This window comes from Vibrio sp. Vb2880, from assembly GCF_033337975.1.
GTDB lineage: Bacteria > Pseudomonadota > Gammaproteobacteria > Enterobacterales > Vibrionaceae > Vibrio > Vibrio alginolyticus.
The window spans coordinates 24,842-43,301 of the sequence record NZ_JAWORT010000009.1 but is presented as its reverse complement, the minus strand read 5'-3'; the positions used below and the strand labels follow the sequence as shown (position 1 = coordinate 43,301).

General features: G+C 43.5%; 14 protein-coding genes. 11 read left to right on the top strand and 3 right to left on the bottom strand.

Annotated elements, in window-relative coordinates; genetic code table 11:
* The first annotated feature begins 37 nt into the window (after positions 1-37).
* The 4 genes from R7M92_RS11910 (at position 38) to rsmF (ending at position 7,337) form a co-directional block, all read left to right on the top strand.
* Positions 38-1,834, top strand: coding sequence for an ABC transporter ATP-binding protein (locus R7M92_RS11910; protein ID WP_005377431.1), 1,797 nt, complete (start codon positions 38-40; stop codon positions 1,832-1,834).
* Between the two features lie 24 nt (positions 1,835-1,858).
* Positions 1,859-3,109 carry a paraquat-inducible protein A gene (locus R7M92_RS11905; protein WP_005377429.1) on the top strand — a complete coding sequence of 417 codons (1,251 nt, stop codon included), beginning with the start codon at positions 1,859-1,861 and terminating at the stop codon, positions 3,107-3,109.
* On the top strand, positions 3,102-5,750 hold the full coding sequence (locus R7M92_RS11900; protein WP_017634276.1) for an MlaD family protein: 2,649 nt from the start codon (positions 3,102-3,104) through the stop codon (positions 5,748-5,750). The genes R7M92_RS11905 and R7M92_RS11900 overlap by 8 nt, the downstream gene beginning before the upstream one ends.
* Before the next feature lie 150 nt (positions 5,751-5,900).
* Entirely contained in the window at positions 5,901-7,337 is a 1,437-nt protein-coding gene (gene rsmF / locus R7M92_RS11895) for a 16S rRNA (cytosine(1407)-C(5))-methyltransferase RsmF (protein ID WP_104979208.1), read from the top strand.
* Between the two features lie 283 nt (positions 7,338-7,620).
* Here the strand turns inward: rsmF and R7M92_RS11890 are convergent, their stop codons facing one another.
* Positions 7,621-8,454, bottom strand: a complete 834-nt coding sequence (locus R7M92_RS11890) for a S1 RNA-binding domain-containing protein (RefSeq protein WP_158156490.1) — start codon at positions 8,452-8,454, stop codon at positions 7,621-7,623.
* A gap of 192 nt (positions 8,455-8,646) precedes the next feature.
* Here R7M92_RS11890 and R7M92_RS11885 point away from each other — a divergent pair, with 192 nt between their 5' ends.
* Positions 8,647-9,999, top strand: coding sequence for a hypothetical protein (locus tag R7M92_RS11885; RefSeq protein ID WP_005377421.1), 1,353 nt, complete (start codon positions 8,647-8,649; stop codon positions 9,997-9,999).
* A 33-nt stretch (positions 10,000-10,032) separates the two neighbouring features.
* Here the strand turns inward: R7M92_RS11885 and R7M92_RS11880 are convergent, their stop codons facing one another.
* Complete coding sequence (locus R7M92_RS11880; RefSeq protein WP_005377418.1) at positions 10,033-10,530, bottom strand: DUF4442 domain-containing protein; 498 nt, start codon at positions 10,528-10,530, stop codon at positions 10,033-10,035.
* A 372-nt stretch (positions 10,531-10,902) separates the two neighbouring features.
* Between R7M92_RS11880 and R7M92_RS11875 the strand changes: the two genes are divergently transcribed.
* Together R7M92_RS11875 and R7M92_RS11870 are read left to right on the top strand one after the other, a co-directional pair.
* Positions 10,903-11,961, top strand: coding sequence for a 3-deoxy-7-phosphoheptulonate synthase (locus R7M92_RS11875; protein ID WP_005390197.1), 1,059 nt, complete (start codon positions 10,903-10,905; stop codon positions 11,959-11,961).
* A 21-nt stretch (positions 11,962-11,982) separates the two neighbouring features.
* Entirely contained in the window at positions 11,983-12,465 is a 483-nt protein-coding gene (locus R7M92_RS11870; RefSeq protein WP_005377415.1) for a YajQ family cyclic di-GMP-binding protein, read from the top strand.
* A 101-nt stretch (positions 12,466-12,566) separates the two neighbouring features.
* Here R7M92_RS11870 and R7M92_RS11865 read toward each other — a convergent pair whose 3' ends face one another.
* On the bottom strand, positions 12,567-13,487 hold the full coding sequence (locus R7M92_RS11865) for a bifunctional precorrin-2 dehydrogenase/sirohydrochlorin ferrochelatase (protein WP_256901112.1): 921 nt from the start codon (positions 13,485-13,487) through the stop codon (positions 12,567-12,569).
* A gap of 460 nt (positions 13,488-13,947) precedes the next feature.
* Here R7M92_RS11865 and R7M92_RS11860 point away from each other — a divergent pair, with 460 nt between their 5' ends.
* The 4 genes from R7M92_RS11860 (at position 13,948) to R7M92_RS11845 (ending at position 18,272) form a co-directional block, all read left to right on the top strand.
* A complete protein-coding gene (locus R7M92_RS11860) occupies positions 13,948-14,976 on the top strand; it encodes an amino acid ABC transporter substrate-binding protein (protein WP_005377403.1) in 1,029 nt (342 codons plus the stop codon).
* 218 nt (positions 14,977-15,194) lie between these two features.
* Positions 15,195-16,400 carry an amino acid ABC transporter permease gene (locus tag R7M92_RS11855; protein WP_005377402.1) on the top strand — a complete coding sequence of 402 codons (1,206 nt, stop codon included), beginning with the start codon at positions 15,195-15,197 and terminating at the stop codon, positions 16,398-16,400.
* A 1-nt stretch (position 16,401) separates the two neighbouring features.
* A complete protein-coding gene (locus tag R7M92_RS11850) occupies positions 16,402-17,499 on the top strand; it encodes an amino acid ABC transporter permease (protein WP_104979214.1) in 1,098 nt (365 codons plus the stop codon).
* A 23-nt stretch (positions 17,500-17,522) separates the two neighbouring features.
* Positions 17,523-18,272, top strand: coding sequence for an amino acid ABC transporter ATP-binding protein (locus tag R7M92_RS11845; RefSeq protein ID WP_005377400.1), 750 nt, complete (start codon positions 17,523-17,525; stop codon positions 18,270-18,272).
* The last annotated feature ends 188 nt before the right edge of the window (positions 18,273-18,460 follow it).

The following is an 18,460-nucleotide window of genomic DNA, read 5'->3' as shown; positions in this document are numbered from 1 at the left end:
CAGCCCTACTTTATAATAGGACTTATTCTCAATTACAATGCTTCTGAAAAATGACACTATTAGCCGTTCTTGGTTGATAACACAAGTAAAAAAGCACAAGTCCAAGCTGATCATAGCGAACTTGATAGCGGTGCTTGCAACCTTGATTAGTGTTCCAATTCCCCTCCTCATGCCTTTGATGGTTGATGAGGTCTTATTGGACCAACCTGCAAAAGGCTTAGATGCCATGAATGCCATTCTCCCTGAAGCGTGGCACACTCCGACAGGCTATATTTTCTTTACCCTGTTCTTGGTTGTTCTTATGCGAGCTGCGAGCCAAGGATTAAATATCCTTCAAAGCCGACAATTTACGCTTGTTTCAAAAACCATCACGTTTGAGATGCGCAGTAAAATGATCGACAAACTCGGCCGTATCAGCATCCGACAATACGAGACCAAAGGTAGCGGAGGAATCAACGCACACCTTATCACTGACATTGAGACCATTGATAAATTTATTGGTTCTACGTTAGCAAAATTCGTTATCAGTTTTCTGACTGTTATTGGTACTGCTATCGTTCTACTTTGGCTCGATTGGCGACTTGGTCTGTTTATCCTGTTAGTTAACCCTATTGTCATTTACTTCTCACGTAAACTAGGCAGTATGGTTAAACATCTGAAACGGAAGGAAAATCATTCTTTTGAAATTTTCCAAAACCGTTTAGTTGAAACATTAGATGGAATCTACCAACTACGCGCGGCCAATAAAGAGCGAGAATTTCTCCAGCAACTCAAAGACAGTGCGAACCAAGTTCGCGTTGATGCAGACAAGTATGCTTGGCAATCTGAAGCGGCTGGTCGCGTTTCTTTCCTTCTCTTTTTGATCGGCTTTGAATTATTCAGAGCTGTCGCAATGTTAATGGTCATGTTCAGTGACCTTACTATTGGTCAAATATTTGCCGTTTTTGGTTACCTATGGTTCATGCTGTCTCCTGTTCAAGAGTTGCTTGGGATTCAGTTTTCTTGGTACAGCGCTAAAGCCGCATTAAAACGCATCAACGACTTATTAGAGTTAGAAGAAGAGCAGAGACCGGTTCCTAAGGTAAATCCTTTCAAAGAAGGTAGAGAAGTTGATGTTAAAGTAGAAAACATTAATTTCTCTTACAATAATGAAAACAAAGTCCTAGATAATCTTTCTTTACATATGCCGGCAGGAAAGAAAGTGGCGTTGGTTGGTGCAAGCGGCGGTGGTAAGTCGACCTTGATACAATTACTTATTGGGGTTTACCGTCAAAACTCCGGTAGCATTCGCTTTAATGATGAATTAACAGAAGATATTGGCTTTGAAGTAATTCGCGACAAAATTGCCGTGGTATTACAGCAACCTATACTATTTAACGACACCTTGAGGCATAATCTAACGCTTGGTGGTAATTTTGACGAAATGTCACTTTGGCGTGCGCTTGAAGTGGCTCAGCTGCATGATGTAATTTCTCAACTTAACCACGGCTTGGATACTCAAGTTGGTCGTAATGGCATTCGTTTGTCAGGAGGTCAACGACAACGGCTTGCCATTGCTAGAATGGTGCTGAGTAATCCTCAATTTGTTATTTTAGACGAAGCCACGTCTGCGCTAGATACCGCTACTGAAGCGGCTTTACACAAAGCACTGACCGAGTTCTTACGTGGTAGAACAACATTAATCGTTGCGCACCGACTATCCGCTGTTAAACAAGCCGATTTGATCTACGTGCTTGAAGATGGGAAAGTGACGCAAACAGGTACTCATGGTGAGTTAGTTGAGCAAGAAGGCTTATATCAAACCTTATATGGGGGCATACAGTCCCACGCTTAAATCGTTCAAGCTAGAGAGGTCGTTATGACCTCTCTGTCTAAGCACGCCATGCAACCCAATAACGTACGTCTGTGCCAAGGTTGTGAATTGCCTGTCGACATCGTCGACTTACCCCATGGCAAAAATGCACACTGCCCTCGTTGTGGTACACAATTATATCGCGGAGGTAGCCCTAGCCTCTCTGGTAATCTAGCCGTCGCGATAACCTGCATCCTACTATTTATTCCATCGCACTTTTTTAACTTTATTAGCATCCGACTCTTTGGTGTGATGATTCCGGCAACCCTACCTTCAGGGATGATCACATTGATGGAAGAAGGATTTGTTCTTCTTTCATTGCTCATTCTATTTTGTAGCTCTCTTGCGCCACTGACGGTTTGTGTTTCAGTGGTAACGGCGCATATTTCTTTACATCAACGATGGTTCCGTGGGCTTCGTATCTCACTGTGGCTAATTCAACATTTGAAGCATTGGGTTATGTTAGATGTGTTCTTAGTTAGCATCGCCATTTCCTGTTTTAAACTCCAAGATTATTCCGACATTTTCGTCGGTCCAGGGTTAATTGGTCTGGTTCTTTTGCAGATATTTACCGTTTTGTTAGTTTCAAGAATCAGCGTGCGTCGTTATTGGGAAGCTTGGAAACCAGAAAGTTTATATGCTTTTGAGCATAAAGATGTGCATTGCCATGAATGCCACTTGTCCCAGCCTGAGGGTGACCATTGCCAGCGTTGTCATCACGAGTTATATCATCGCAAGCCAAACTCCATTCAGAAAACATGGGCTTACCTCATCGCAGCAACGGTCGCCATCTTCCCCGCTAACCTGATCCCTATTTCCATCTTGCTTACCAATGGTAAGCGTTTGGAGGACACTATTTTTTCAGGCGTGGCTGGTTTGGTAAAAAGCGGCATGTATGGAATCGCTGCGATCATTTTTGTTGCCAGTATCGTTGTACCGGTGATTAAAATACTTGGGCTCGCCTACATCATGCTTTGCATCCAATTCAAACGTTCGGTGTTTAAGAGACAACGAATGATGGTTTACTTTGTTGTTAAATGGATCGGTAAATGGTCTGTGATGGATTTGTTTGTTATTTCTATCATGATGACGTTAGTCGATCGTGGTCAGATACTGGATTTCACACCAGGATATGGCGCGGTAGCATTTGGTGTTGTCGTTGTATTGACCATGCTTGCAGCAGAAAGTATTGATCCAAGGCTAATCTGGGACCAAACAAGCCCAAAACAATCAGAAAAAGAGTCAATGAATGAGTGATCAGAACAGTTCTCAAACGTCATACGTACCAGATGTAAAGCGGAGTAAAGGCATATCTCCTCTTTGGCTGTTGCCAATTTTGACCATGGTCTTAGCTGGCTGGCTTGTGGTGAAGTCGATACACGATGCAGGACAACGAGTGCAAATCTATTTTTCTGATGCCGCTGGTCTTGTCGCCGGCCGAACCACTATCCGTTACCAAGGATTAGAAGTCGGCATGGTAAGAGACATTAACCTCACCGAAGATCTCGGCAGTATTTATGTCGATGCTGATATCTATCCTGAAGCTGCAAAGTTACTGAACGATAAAACACGCTTTTGGTTAGTAAAACCAACAGCTAGCCTAACGGGAGTTTCCGGACTGGATGCGCTCGTCTCAGGTAACTACATCTCGATTCAACCCGGAGATGGTCAAGAGTTTGAGACAACATTCCATGCGTTAGACTCTGCCCCAACAGATTTACGCGTTTCTCAAGGTTTGAATATTAAGCTCAAAAGCCGTGATTTAGGTGGTGTATCGGTTGGCTCTCAAATTGTTTATAAGAAAATCCCAATCGGTGAAGTGTACAGTTACCAGCTAGATGAAGATGCAAAATCTATCACTATTCAAGCCAACATTCAGGATCAATACCGACATATCATTAACAACCGCAGTCGATTCTGGAACGTCAGTGGAATTGGTGCCAGCATCGGTTTTGAAGGTGTCGATGTAAGACTAGAAAGCATGAGTGCCTTACTAGGTGGCGCCATCGCCGTCGACTCTCCGGATGATGGTGAGCCTGTAGAAGAGAACACCGAGTTCCGTTTGTATAAAGATTTGAAAACTGCTGGTCGAGGCATCGCGGTTAAAATCGTCCTACCTGATGACAGCAAGATCAGCGGAGAAGGCGCTCCAATTATGTATCGCGGAATCGAAATTGGCCAAGTTACGGACTTGAGCCTTTCCGAAGGCCGAGAAGTGATATTGGCGTCAGCGGCAATTCAACCCGCTTTTAGTGACATGCTGACGACAGGTACTCGATTTGTTTTAGAAGAAGCAAAAGTGTCCCTTTCTGGTGTTGAAAACATTGCTAATTTAGTGCGAGGAAACTTCTTAACGATCGTGCCGGGCGCGGGTGAACGCTCTCGCCGCTTTACTGCCATTCGTAAAAACGTGTTTAACCAACAGCAAGAAAAGTCCATCGCGATTCGTTTGGTATCCGACAATTCGTTTGGCCTAGATAGCGGTGCCAATGTACTTTATAAAGGCATCGTTGTTGGTTCAATCATCAAAGTGGGCCTAGTTAAGGAAGATAAAAAATCACAACACGAAGTATTTATGGATGTATTGATTGACCATGAATACAAACATCTGATCAAATCAAACAATCGTTTTTATGTAACCGGCAGTGCATCAGCAGAGTTAACTGAATCGGGGCTCAGCGTTACCGTTCCTCCAGCAAAGCAGTTGTTAACTGGGTCAATTAGTTTTGTGAGCGAAGGCAAGCAAGATATTCAAAAAGAGTATCAACTGTTCCAAAATGAATCATTGGCTGAATTGGCGCAGTACAATCAAAGTGGCTCTAGGGCGCTAACACTATTTGCTTCTGAATTGCCGCCGATTTCCAAAGGCAGTCCTCTACTCTATCGTAATCTTCCAGTTGGTAACGTCTCCGATTTCCAACTAGTTGATGGCGGAGTACTAATTAAGGCTACTATCGAAAACCGCTTCGCTTATCTTGTAACGCCACAAACCGTTTTTTGGAATCGTTCAGGGATTGAGATAGATGCATCATTAGCTGGCGTCAGTGTGAAAGCACACCCTTTGAAGTCGTTAATCGAAGGTGGCATCGCTTTTGACTCCGTGCCAGGCGTTGAAAACAAAATCGGAGAAAACTGGAAGCTGTATTCTGATCAAAAAACCGCTCGCAAGTTTGGGCGCGTCATTGCTTTAGAAACCGACGGTTCGCAAGAGATTGCTAAAGGAATGCCGATTGAATATCAAGGTGTTAAAGTTGGTGAAATCACTCTGGTTGTACCGAATTTTCGTCGTAACATGGTTGAAGTCACTGCAAGGATCCTACCTGAATACGTAGAAAACATTGCGGTTGAAGGCTCACATTTTTGGCTAACTGAACCAGAAATTGGTTTAGGTGGCGTTAAAAACCTCGGGGCGTTGGTGTCGAAATCCATCAGTGTTGAACCAGGTAAAGGTAAAGCTAAATTTGATTTTCAATTAGAAAATAGTTCAGAACGCGTGCATGGAATCATGTTTACGTTACAAAGTGAACAAAGAGGCTCAGTACAAGTCGGTACCCCTATTCTTTACCGCCAGATGGAAGTTGGCCAAGTGACCGACGTAAGCCTAGGAGAATTTGCTGATCGCATCGTCACGACTATCAAAATACAGCCTGAATACGCTTACCTCGTTCGTCAAAACAGTGTGTTCTGGAATGTTTCAGGAGTAGATGTTTCCATCGGGCTTACCGGCGCTAACATCAAAGCGGGAACCTTTGATAGTTTAGTTCGCGGAGGAATTGCGTTTTCAACGCCAGAGCAATCGACTATTCCACCAGCGGCAAAGAGTGGGCAATCTTTCTTTTTGTATCCACAAGCTGAAGAAGGTTGGACTCAATGGCGTACAGCGATTCCTAAGCCGTAGAATAAAGCTCAATTCACGTACAATTGAAGTTTGAGTACCTTAAAAGAGCAGCAATCGCTGCTCTTTTTTATTGCTCGGCCCTTGTCACTATTCGTTTCTGCTTCGCTTTCGTATATTATTTGCCACAAATTCTGCAAACGAGATCCCACATTGCATCCTAATGTTTACATCCCAGACGCGTTTCTGGAAAAAATCCAAACGATCCTTCCTGCTCACCTCAACATGGAAGACTTTATCGCGTCTTGCCAAAAGCCACTGCGCAAAAGTATTCGAGTTAATACGTTGAAGATCACTGTTGAAGCGTTTCTAGAACGAGCAGAAACAAAAGGCTGGAAGCTTTCTCCCGTGCCTTGGTGCGACACAGGTTTTTGGATTGAAGCGGATGAGTCAGTTGTACCATTAGGCAACACAGCAGAACACATGTCTGGCTTATTCTACATTCAAGAAGCCAGTTCGATGATGCCGGTATCTGCTCTGTTTATGAATGATGAATCTTACGATGCCGTGTTAGATACCGCAGCCGCTCCAGGCTCAAAAACCACTCAAATTGCAGCTTTAATGAACAATGAAGGTGTACTTGTGGCCAATGAATACGCCGCAAGTCGTGTAAAAGTACTGCACGCTAATGTGGAACGTTGTGGGGTACGTAACGCCGCACTAAGTAACTTCGATGGACGCGTTTTTGGCGGTTGGCTACCAGAACAATTTGATGCGGTTTTGCTCGACGCGCCTTGCTCTGGAGAAGGCACCGTTCGCAAAGACGAAGATGCGATGAAAAACTGGACGCAAGCTTCCGTACTCGACATCGCTGACACGCAGAAAGATCTTATTGAAAGCGCCTTCCATGCATTAAAGCCCGGTGGAGTGATGGTTTACTCAACATGTACGCTCAGTACAGAAGAAAACCAACAAGTTTGTCATCACTTGAAAGAAACCTTTGGGGATGCTGTAGAGTTTGAAAGCCTTGAGAACTTGTTTGAAAACGCAGAGGCAGCTCTAACTGAAGAAGGCTTTTTGCATATTTTCCCACAGGTCTACGACTGTGAAGGGTTCTTTGTTGCAAGAATTCGCAAACTGGCTGCTGTTGAGGCGCCAGAAGTCAAAAAGCGCATGGGTAAATTCCCCTTTGCCAAAACATCAAAAAAAGAATCGACAGAAATTGCTCAACAACTCCAAAGCGCGTTAGGTATTAAACTTCCAAATGACGGTTCTGTATGGCTTCGCGATAAAGATGTCTGGCTGTTCCCTAATGCTTTAGAACCGATGATCGGCGAATTACGCTTCTCCCGTATGGGTATAAAGATCGCGGAAGCCCATAAAAATGGCTACCGTTGGCAACACCAAGTCGCGACTGCCCTGGCGACAGGTTCTGAAAGCAACGCCATTGAACTCAGTATTGAAGAAGCGCGCGAATGGTACATGGGGCGTGATGTTCGCCCACAAACCATTCCTGAGGGAATGAAAACAGGTAAAGGCGAAGTACTTGTCACCTATCAAGGCGCAGTTATTGGCCTTGGCAAGTGGGTAAGCAACCGAATAAAGAATGGTCTTCCTCGCGAATTAGTACGAGATAAGAACTTATTTTAAAAGACGTAACGAACCATAAATAAATGAAAAGCCATCGTATTTGCGATGGCTTTTTAATTCGTAAGTATGAAAGCAAGTGGGCTCGCTAGCGATCCGGACACGCTGTACTAAACTAGTTGTATCAAAGTAATGCTTTGATGTGGCATTTCTCTCTATGTTCACCAACAAAATTATTGTTGGACAAGTTTAGCGCAGGCTCTGCGGAGCCGTTTCCCCTAGGCCCAAAAAAAGGAAAAGTTTGGGCCGTTTTTTTGGCTGTAGATCCGCTATACGTGAGTTAGGGCTAAGCTAGACGAATACCGTCTTTCTCAATGACAATTTTACCCTGCTTGTATAAGCCACCGATGGTCTTTTTATAAGTCCCTTTACTTGTGCGGAAAGCATCAAAAATCGCTTCAGGAGACGACTTGTCATTCAAAGGCAAAAATCCGCCTTTCTTCTCTAGCAGGTCAAGGATCTTACTAGAAAGATCGTCCATTTTCGCCACACCGACTTTTTGTAGAGCAAGGTCGATTTTACCATCTTCACGAATGTGCTTAATAAAGCCTTTCAGCTTTTTACCGATGTAAAGCTTACCAAAAACATCCGATGGGAAAATCATGCCCCAATGCTTACCGTTAACGATAGCTTTATAACCAAGTTGACTACGCTCTGCGATGATCAAATCAACTTGTTCGTTAACTTCATAATTCGCTGGAGTTTTATCTAACCATTTATTGAACTTAGTCGTACCAACAATGCGACCTGACGCTTTGTCGGTATAAACATACACTAAAATGGTTTGTCCGGCAGAGAAGCGAGTGCGTTGCTCACTAAAAGGAATCAGTAAGTCCTTTTCTTTGATGCCCCAACTTACAAAAGCACCTGTCGCATTCACACCCTCAATCTTCATTAAACCCCATTCACCCACTTGGGCAATTGGTCTTTCAATGGTCGCAGCAAGTTGGCTTTCTGAATCGAAGTACAGAAATACGTCTACATGCTCACCAATTTCAGTACCCTCTGGTACATACTTACTAGGTAGTAGAACAGAACCGTAATCATCGCCATCCAGAAATACGCCAAAATCAGCCTTTTTAATGACTTCTAAGCTGTTAATTTGACCAATTTTAATCATTGATTTTGTCTCTTTTTAAATTTACGTGGAATTATACCTAAACTAACAAGAAAATCAGAGAGAAAAGCATAGTGCTCTGTTATGCTGTTGTCGTTCAGCTATATGCCCCAGTCACTCTTTTAGCACTCTTATACTTACCTGCTCAACGGAACGCATAAGTTAAGAATGCTTTAGCAAAGTCAGGAGCTTTCTTTGGTCACCGTCGATAAACAAGACTCAATAACATTAAAAATCAGTCATGCACTCGCAAAGAGCAAAAGTGTCGACCTAGATATTTACTTTTTTATACCTGGTGAGCTTGGTTTAAACGCCGATATCATCAGTGAATCCGAATTTTATTACACCTCAATCACACAGCAACGATCTTATTACAGTACTGAAATCCTTCTTCCGCTAGTACACAGTCGACTTGCCAAACGTGGACGCCTGTCGAATCAGCAATACCGAGTAAGTTTGAGTTTGTTCGCTTACCAATACGTTATCGCGCTAGACAAAGCGGTAGCAAGTTTAAACAAGCATGAGAACAACTCCGTAACGGAAGATGAAGTGGACGAAGTTATCGAGCTCACGCTTGAGATCTTAAAGCGCTTGCGGCGTTCTATTCCTTATGAAGAGAACTTAAAACGCTACTACGTTAACATCGATAACTATCTGTCTTGGTATACCGAGCAAAAGTTCCTGTCACTGGTGGCCCATCTACCACGTGAAGGCGACTATGGCACGATCAAAAAGCGTCTGATCACGCTATGTGAGAAAGAGCAAGCCCATCGTAAACTCAACAAATACAACTCATCAAGAGTCGTTGAAGACGTTACTCGCCTATCTAACAAAATGCGCTTGCTAAGGCGATTGATTGAACACCCTATCGTGCTTCGTGAAGAAACCATATCGATGGGTAACAACATTAAGCGCGCTATCAAAGGTATTGCAACCGGTTTAGTGATGGTTGTCGTGACCTCGACCGTGATTCTCGCTCGCGATTATCTGGGGGAAATTTCTGCCTCATTCATTATCGCGATGTCTTTTATTTACGCTTTACGAGAAATCTTTAAAGATGATTTACGCGATGCCATGTGGCGATGGATCCGTAAAGGCAAACCAAAATGGCGTAAGAAGTACGTTGATCCAACGACGAAAAAAGTGGTTGGCAAAAAATTGGAGTGGCTCGATTATCGTACCTTAAGTAGCTTGCCGGATAAGATTCAAAGAATACGTAAAAAACGCGTCGTTCAACGTGAAGAGCAGATTCTTCATTATCACGAGAAAACCGAAATGGCGACCTCTCTTTTCTTGAGTGGTTACGAACAAACGAGAGAAACATTGAACATCAGTTTGCGCCCTATCATCCGCTTGATGGATAAAAGCTCAAACCGAGTTTACCGTTTAAATGAAGGTCAAGTAACCAAAGAGTCAGTAGAGAAACGTCATTTGCTCAATGTGATTGTCAAAGAGGACAACCACACCGATGAGCCTGTTTATTACCGCTGGAAAGTGGTCTTAAATCGCTCCAAAATCGTCTCTATCGAGAAGATTGAACTCAATTAAGCCAACGCCTTTAAACAAACGAGCCACAAACCACTAGGCAGCCTCTTTTCTTTGTTGGGCTGCTTTTTTTATCGAAAGAGTAAGCGAAAATTCAGCCATTGGCTCGTCACCATGTAAGTTAGGACACAGCGCGACAATTTTTACGTCACGATTTACTCGTTCACCCGTTGCCAAGGTGTGCTCGAGCATCTCATCAATGACATGACCATCGTTACAAACAAAGTGCACATCGGCTTCCGGGCGCTTTAAAAACTCGGCTTTCACACCTTTAAATGCTAGCGAGATCGCTTCTCCCTTTTCTTGCGCTTTACTCATAGCAAGAAAACCACCAGCAACATCAGCGCCAACGGCTAAAGCGCCGAAATACATGCTATTCAGGTGGTTCTTCGTTCTTCTGCGCAATGGGATACGAACCTCAACATGCTTGCTATCTATCGCAATGATTTTAGGGTGGCAAAGCCAAATCAGCGGCACTTTCGAAAAGCCAAACAGATTTAGATACAAATTCGCACGACGTAGAGCTGATAACATTTTGGTCTCCTTACCAATCTAGTCAGACCAGTTAATCAACGAAAGAAATAGATGTCAAAGAAATGTTAACAAAAGCTCGATCTCACTAGTTATTTAACCCTCATAAAGTGACGGCGTCACCCGTAAGGTATGAAGTTTATCGCAGTTACTTAGATTACCTTACAGCGAGATAGATAAAATGGTTATAAATTCAAATGTATATATATTGATTTAATGATCAAGTTTTGTCATTTATACATAAGTCATTTAAATGAATACCTACACCTTTGTATACAATTCGGTATTTCCTGGCGAAGATTCCCGTGAAACGGTTTATTCCTGCCTGTAATTCCGTTATCTTTACCCCTTCGCAATAGAGAATAAAGCTATAACATGCCTATAAAAACAGATGAATTGAGAACCCAGCCTTTGGGTCCAATGCCTACCCCAGCAGAGCTAGGTAGTGTACATCCTATTACGGATGACGTTGCAGACCGTATCGCTCAATCTCGTCGTCAGATTGAAAACATTTTATCGGGTGAAGACGATCGCCTTCTTGCGATTGTAGGTCCGTGTTCTGTTCACGACACTGAAGCTGCCATTGATTACGCCACTCGCCTGAGTGAAATCCAAGACAAGTACAAAGACGAACTGTTTATCGTGATGCGTACTTACTTTGAAAAGCCTCGTACAGTAGTTGGTTGGAAAGGTTTGATTACGGACCCTAACCTAGATGGTTCTTACGCACTTGAAGCTGGTCTTCATAAAGCTCGTAAACTACTACTGGATATCAACAAGCTTGGTCTTGCGACTGCTACTGAGTTTCTTGATATGATCACTGGCCAATACATCGCGGATTTGATCACTTGGGGCGCGATTGGTGCTCGCACAACGGAATCACAAATTCACCGTGAAATGGCGTCGGCACTATCTTGCCCAGTTGGTTTCAAAAATGGCACAAATGGCAACGTAAAAATTGCAATTGATGCAATTCGCGCATCGAAAGCATCGCATTACTTCTACTCGCCAGATAAGAACGGTCGAATGACGGTTTACCGCACAAGTGGCAACCCTTACGGTCATATTATTCTGCGCGGTGGAGAAAAAGGCCCTAACTTTGATGAAGCATCAGTCAAACAAGCATGTGATGCTTTAGCTGAGTTTGGATTGCCACAACGTTTGGTTGTGGATTTCAGCCATGCAAACTGTCAGAAGCAACACAGAAAACAAATCGACGTAGCTCAAGACATTTGTAACCAAATTAAGTCAGGCAGCACTCGTATTGCGGGTATCATGGCTGAAAGCTTTATTCTTGAAGGCAATCAGCCAATGACTGACATCAATAACCTAACGTATGGTCAGTCTATTACAGATCCATGCCTAGGTTGGGAAGACACTGCTACAATGCTAGATATGCTGGCAAGCGCTGTTAAGTCCCGAAAGTCCCTATAACAAAATAATCAAGGAATCTTCATGCCATCGTTTGATATTGTTTCTGAAATCGATACGGTTGAACTACGTAACGCCGTTGATAACGCTAACCGTGAATTGTCTACTCGTTTCGATTTCCGCAACGTAAATGCGAGCTTTGAGCTAGTAGAAGAAAACGTAAAAATGTCTGCGGAAGGTGACTTCCAACTTAAGCAAATGCGCGACATTTTACGCGGCCACTTAGCGAAGCGTAACATTGACGCGAACGCAATGGATGCACAAGACCCAGACGTTACTGGTAAAAACTGGCACCAAACTCTGCTTTTCCGCCAAGGTATTGATACTCCAACGGCGAAAAAAGTAGTGAAACTTATCAAAGACGCAAAGTTAAAAGTACAAGCTTCTATTCAAGGCGACAAAGTACGTGTTACTGGTAAGAAACGCGACGACCTGCAAGCGACAATGGCAGCGATTCGTGAAGCAGAGATGGGTATCCCATTCCAGTTTAACAACTTCCGTGATTAATCAATCTGAGAAGTAAATAAAAACGCCAGCGCATAATCCGCTGGCGTTTTTTATTGGCTTTAGTGTAACGAACTACGTATCCACTTTAGCATTTGGCATTGCTAGATAACTAAGTCCTGTCCTTGCAGCAATACGAATTCGCTCGTTCCTTGTGGTATGAACACGCAAATTCGAAGCTTTTCAGCTTTAGCCTTAGCCAGCATATCCGAAAGCTCAGCAGCGCTCGAGAAAGCTTCTCTTTCTGCATCTCTTCGTATTAGTTCTAACACATTCGCTTCACATCGAGTTGAGTACAGAGCCAGCTCCGCTTGTTGCATATAGCGTACGGCTTTTATTGGCAACATCTCAACATCTTTCCCAACATGAACCCAAGTACAACTTCCCTTTTCATCTAAAGGTGTTGCCATGGTCGCTTGGTAAATTGCTTCTAACTCTCGATTATCTCGTGCGTTTTCAACCTCGGGATTCGAGAAGAATTGCTCCCAAAACTTACGGCGTAAATCGACGCTAGGCAATGCCTCTTTAATTGAGTTTCGCTTTGAGTTAGCAAAATCCGCCATCAACCCCATGTTTTGTGGCAGTATCGATTCAAGCTTTTCACGGATGTTTCGAATTAAAACTGGCGAAGCTCCACCACTAGAGATAGCGATTTGGATGCGGCCACGATTAATCATTGACGGCGTGATGAAATCACAGTAAGGCTTATCATCCACAACGTTAACCAAGATGCCTAGCTCTTTAGCATCTTTGTACACTTGGTGATTTAGCTCAGGATTGTCTGTCGTCACCCACACTTGAACAAAGCTTTTAGTGACAATGTCACTCGAATAGAAACGTTGTACCCAGCGCAGTTGACGCTCAGAAGCAAGCTTAGACAGAAAATCAACCAACGTCGGAGAAACGATAGTCACATCCGCCCCAGCCTTTAGCAACGCTTCCACCTTTCGGCTTGCCACCTCACCGCCACCCACGACGAGAACGGGTTTATTAATTAAATCTAAGAACAGAGGAAAATATCGCATTTCAATCCATGATTACTCTAATTAGCTGTTGTAGACCATGCTACCAAAAATGGGGCAAGCTCATCACCCTGTTTCGGTATCACAAATAATTTTTGTTTGAATTTTTACTGAACTTCACCTTGCTCAGCTAATGACAGTTTTAATAACAACTTTTTATTCTTTTGTATTGTTCACTCTTCTATTGATTGTTCTGATGCACCAAATTGTCCATGAATTGCACTATTTACAAACAATTAACATTTCGTCATTCTAAATCTCAAGGCACTTTGTAAGTTCTCTCAAAACTTCATTTAAATTATATATTTGAGAATTAACAGATCCTTTCCTACGCTTATAACTGGTTGATCTATCGAATGCCGTTTCTTCGAAAATCAATCACGTAGGACGATAACTCTAACGAATTGGACACGTTATTTCAGGTCACTCCTGATTAAACATGGATCATACAGGAAGGATACAAATGGCAAATAAACTCACAGTTCTTGCTTCCGTCGTAGCGGCTTCTACTGCGATGATGGCAACATCAGCTCAAGCAGCAGACACTACTCTGGACAAAGTCACAAAACAAGGCTTTCTTACTTGTGGCGTAAGTACCGGTCTACCTGGTTTCTCTAACCCTAACTCAAAAGGCGAATGGGAAGGTATCGACGTAGAATATTGCCAAGCACTGGCTGCAGCCGTTCTTGGGGATAAAACGAAAGTTAAATATGTACCCCTAACCGCAAAAGAACGTTTCACTGCGCTTCAATCTGGTGAGATTGATGTGCTTTCCCGTAACACGACCTGGACTCTCCACCGCGACACTGCACTGGGCCTAAACTTCGTAGGTGTGAACTACTACGACGGTCAAGGTTTTATGGTGAAGAAGGAACTTGGTATATCAAGTGCTAAGGAGCTTGATGGTGCGTCGGTATGTGTTCAGTCAGGTACAACAACCGAGCTAAACCTTGCAGATTATTTCCGCAACCAAGGCATGGCGTACAAACCAGTGGTATTCGACACAGCGGCGCAAACTTCGAAAGGTTTTGATGCGGGACGCTGTGACGTATTAACAACTGACCAATCTGGCCTTTATGCACTACGTTTGAATTTGAAAGATCCGTCCTCTGCGGCCGTTCTTCCAGAAATCATCTCTAAAGAGCCACTAGGTCCAGTCGTTCGGCAAGGCGATGATCAATGGTTTAACATCGCTAAGTGGACATTGTCTGCGATGATTAACGCTGAAGAATACGGTATTAGTTCGAAGAATGCGGATGAAATGCTGAAGTCAACAGATCCAAACATCAAGCGTATCCTTGGTGTTGATGGCCCTAAAGGCAAAGGGTTGGGTATCCGCGACGATTGGGGCTACCAGGTTATCAAACAAGTTGGTAACTATGGTGAAAGCTTCGAACGTACAGTCGGTACTGGTTCGCCATTAGAAATCTCTCGTGGCGTTAATGCGCTATGGAATGCAGGCGGCTTTATGTACGCGCCACCAATCCGATAGAAAGAGTTAATCAGGGCGGTTCATGCCGCCCTTTTTCTTGATTATATCTCACTGTATGAGTAAGGATCGCTCATTGGATGGCGAAAAGCGCTCGCTTTGTGGAACGGCTTTAAAGGTTCGTAAGCCGCTAGACATGAGAGCGTTATTCTTTAGCCAGCAAGGACGAAACTTCGTTATACAGGCCGATATCTATAACTAAGGTTTGAGGTTATCGCTGTATGAAACCGACACAAGATGCATCGCCAAGTACGATGTCCAAACCAAGCGGAAGCAAGAGCCTGATTTATAATCCTGCCTTTCGTTCTGCTATTTTCCAGATCATTGCCATTGCTGCACTGGTATTTTTCTTTTACACGATTGTAAACAACGCTCTCAATAACTTAGATGCTCGTGGTATTGCAACGGGCTTCGGTTTTCTGAATCAAGAAGCCGGGTTTGGTATTGGGTTAACATTAATTGAATACGATGAAACGTACTCTTACGGTAGAACATTTATCATCGGCCTTCTTAATACGGCGTTAGTCTCCGTATTAGGTATTATTCTGGCTACTGTGATTGGCTTTACCATGGGGGTTGCCCGCCTTTCTTCTAACTGGTTGGTTAGTCGTTTAGCGGCAGTTTATATCGAAACTTTCCGAAATATCCCCCTTCTTCTGCAAATATTCTTCTGGTATTTCGCTGTTCTTCAAGCATTACCCTCACCACGCCAAAGCTTAAGTCTTGGTGAAGCTATTTTCCTGAACGTTCGTGGCTTATATTTCCCTGCACCGACTATGGAACCTGGCAGTAGCTACGTTATTGCCGCGTTAATCTTCGGGGTAATCGCAAGCTTATTAATTAATGTATGGGCGAATAATAAGCAACGTCTCACTGGGCAACAAACCCCAATGGGAAGAATAGTTTTGGGTTTAGTTGTTGGCCTTCCATTGGTTGTGTACTTCCTTGCTGGTATGCCAATTTCACTGAATTATCCTGAACTAAAAGGGTTTAACTTCCGAGGTGGTATTAGCATTATTCCTGAATTGGCTGCGCTACTTTTGGCATTGAGTGTTTATACAGCTTCTTTCATTGCTGAGATTGTTCGCTCTGGTATTAATGCGGTTAGTCATGGTCAAACCGAAGCAGCGATGTCGCTAGGCTTACCACGCTCGAAAACTTTAAAGCTTGTTGTCATTCCTCAAGCGTTACGAATTATTATTCCACCTTTAACCAGTCAATATCTCAACCTCACCAAAAACTCATCGTTAGCGATGGCGATTGGTTATCCAGATCTTGTCTCTGTGTTTGCTGGTACTACCCTGAACCAAACGGGACAAGCGATTGAGATCATTGCTATGACGATGGGCGTGTACTTGACATTAAGTCTGATTACGTCTGCATTAATGAACTTGTATAACCGTAAAGTCGCGCTGGTGGAGAGATAATATGAGTACTCATCAATTTCAACCGGATCTCCCGCCACCCGCCAATACTGTAGGCTTCGTTGGTTGGATGCGGAAAAATCTATTTAATGGCCCTGTCAATTCCATTGTTACTGTCATTCTTGCGTATATTGTCGTAACTGCAATATGGTATATCGTGGATTGGGCGTTTATTAACGCAGACTGGATTGGCTCAACGCGTGACGACTGTAGCCGAGATGGTGCTTGCTGGGTATTTATCAGCGTGCGCTGGGAGCAGTTCATGTATGGTTTTTATCCAGAGTCCGAACTATGGCGCCCTCGCCTTTTCTATATCACATTGGCCATATTTACTGTTTTACTCGCGTATGAGAAGACACCGAAACGGATGTGGATTTGGCTTTTCTTCGTAAACATCTACCCATTCATCATCGCTGGACTTTTATACGGTGGTGTCTTTGGACTAGAAGTGGTCGATACACACAAATGGGGTGGACTACTCGTTACGCTCATTATTGCGTTAGTTGGTATCGTAGTTTCACTGCCAATTGGTGTGGTGCTTGCGCTTGGTAGACGTTCAGAGATGCCGATCATTCGCAGCATTTGTACCGTCTACATTGAAGTTTGGCGTGGCGTTCCGCTGATTACGGTTTTGTTCATGGCTTCGGTTATGCTTCCATTATTTATGTCTGAAGGTTCAGAGACAGATAAACTGATTCGCGCCCTTATCGGTGTGGTTATGTTTGCCTCCGCTTACATGGCAGAAGTGGTACGCGGTGGTCTACAAGCCATTCCGAAAGGTCAATATGAAGCCGCTGATGCGCTTGGGTTAAGTTACTGGAAAAAGACTGGGCTGATTATCTTGCCACAGGCGCTAAAGATTACTATTCCTTCTATCGTGAACACCTTCATCGGTTTGTTTAAAGACACCAGTTTGGTACTCATCATTGGTATGTTTGACGTACTCGGTATAGGGCAAGCAGCAAACACCGACCCTGAATGGTTAGGTTTTGCTACAGAAAGTTATGTATTTGTCGCGTTAGTGTTTTGGGTATTTTGTTTTGGCATGTCGCGCTATTCGATATGGCTTGAAAACAAACTTCATACCGGTCACAAACGATAACTCATCAAGATCAAGGACGTATTATGACGCAACAACAAGATTACATGATCCAATTGAAGGACATGAATAAATGGTATGGTGAGTTTCACGTACTAAAAAATATTAACCTCGACGTTAAGCGCGGCGAGAAAATCGTTATCTGTGGCCCATCTGGGTCGGGAAAATCAACGATGATTCGCTGTATTAACCGCCTTGAAGAGCACCAAGCAGGCAGCATTTACGTCTCTGGTACGGAATTAACTGAAGACTTAAAGAACATTGAAGCAGTACGCCGAGAAGTGGGCATGTGCTTTCAACACTTTAATCTCTTCCCTCATTTAACCGTACTGGAAAACTGTACGCTCGCGCCTATCTGGGTGAAGAAGATGCCAAAAGATGAGGCAGAAGCAGTTGCGATGAAATATCTGGAACGTGTTAAAATTCCAGACCAAGCGGAGAAGTATCCCGGTCAGTTGTCTGGTGGTCAGCAACAACGCGTGGCGATTGCTCGCTCTTTGTGTATGAACCCTAAAGTCATGCTTTTTGATGAGCCAACATCTGCACTCGACCCGGAAATGGTTCGCGAAGTACTGGATGTAATGGTCGAACTCGCCGAGGAAGGCATGACTATGCTATGTGTGACACATGAAATGGGCTTTGCTAAAGAGGTTGCCGATCGCGTGATATTCATGGACGCAGGAGAGATCATCGAAGAAAACAACCCGGTCGATTTCTTTGAGAATCCTCAATCGGATAGGACCCAAAACTTCCTAGCGCAAATCTTACACCACTAAGATTTAGCCGAATCGACATAAAAAAGCACTGGTTTCTATGAAGCCAGTGCTTTTGTTACTAAATTCAAAAATCTGTGTGAGAATCAACATAGCTATGCTAGGCAGTAATATTGTGTTACAAGTTGCCAAATACATAACATCTTATTTCCATTATCATTTTATCTAGGATATGCATGAAAAGGGCTTGA

Excerpts from the sequence above, each read along its gene's own strand:
- R7M92_RS11910 (WP_005377431.1), top strand. The coding sequence starts at position 38 with ATGCTTCTGAAAAATGACACTATTAGCCGTTCTTGGTTGATAACACAA.
- R7M92_RS11905 (WP_005377429.1), top strand. The coding sequence starts at position 1,859 with ATGACCTCTCTGTCTAAGCACGCCATGCAACCCAATAACGTACGTCTG.
- R7M92_RS11900 (WP_017634276.1), top strand. The coding sequence starts at position 3,102 with ATGAGTGATCAGAACAGTTCTCAAACGTCATACGTACCAGATGTAAAG.
- R7M92_RS11890 (WP_158156490.1), bottom strand. The coding sequence starts at position 8,454 with ATGATTAAAATTGGTCAAATTAACAGCTTAGAAGTCATTAAAAAGGCT.
- R7M92_RS11880 (WP_005377418.1), bottom strand. The coding sequence starts at position 10,530 with ATGTTATCAGCTCTACGTCGTGCGAATTTGTATCTAAATCTGTTTGGC.
- R7M92_RS11875 (WP_005390197.1), top strand. The coding sequence starts at position 10,903 with ATGCCTATAAAAACAGATGAATTGAGAACCCAGCCTTTGGGTCCAATG.
- R7M92_RS11870 (WP_005377415.1), top strand. The coding sequence starts at position 11,983 with ATGCCATCGTTTGATATTGTTTCTGAAATCGATACGGTTGAACTACGT.
- R7M92_RS11865 (WP_256901112.1), bottom strand. The coding sequence starts at position 13,487 with ATGCGATATTTTCCTCTGTTCTTAGATTTAATTAATAAACCCGTTCTC.
- R7M92_RS11860 (WP_005377403.1), top strand. The coding sequence starts at position 13,948 with ATGGCAAATAAACTCACAGTTCTTGCTTCCGTCGTAGCGGCTTCTACT.
- R7M92_RS11855 (WP_005377402.1), top strand. The coding sequence starts at position 15,195 with ATGAAACCGACACAAGATGCATCGCCAAGTACGATGTCCAAACCAAGC.
- R7M92_RS11850 (WP_104979214.1), top strand. The coding sequence starts at position 16,402 with ATGAGTACTCATCAATTTCAACCGGATCTCCCGCCACCCGCCAATACT.
- R7M92_RS11845 (WP_005377400.1), top strand. The coding sequence starts at position 17,523 with ATGACGCAACAACAAGATTACATGATCCAATTGAAGGACATGAATAAA.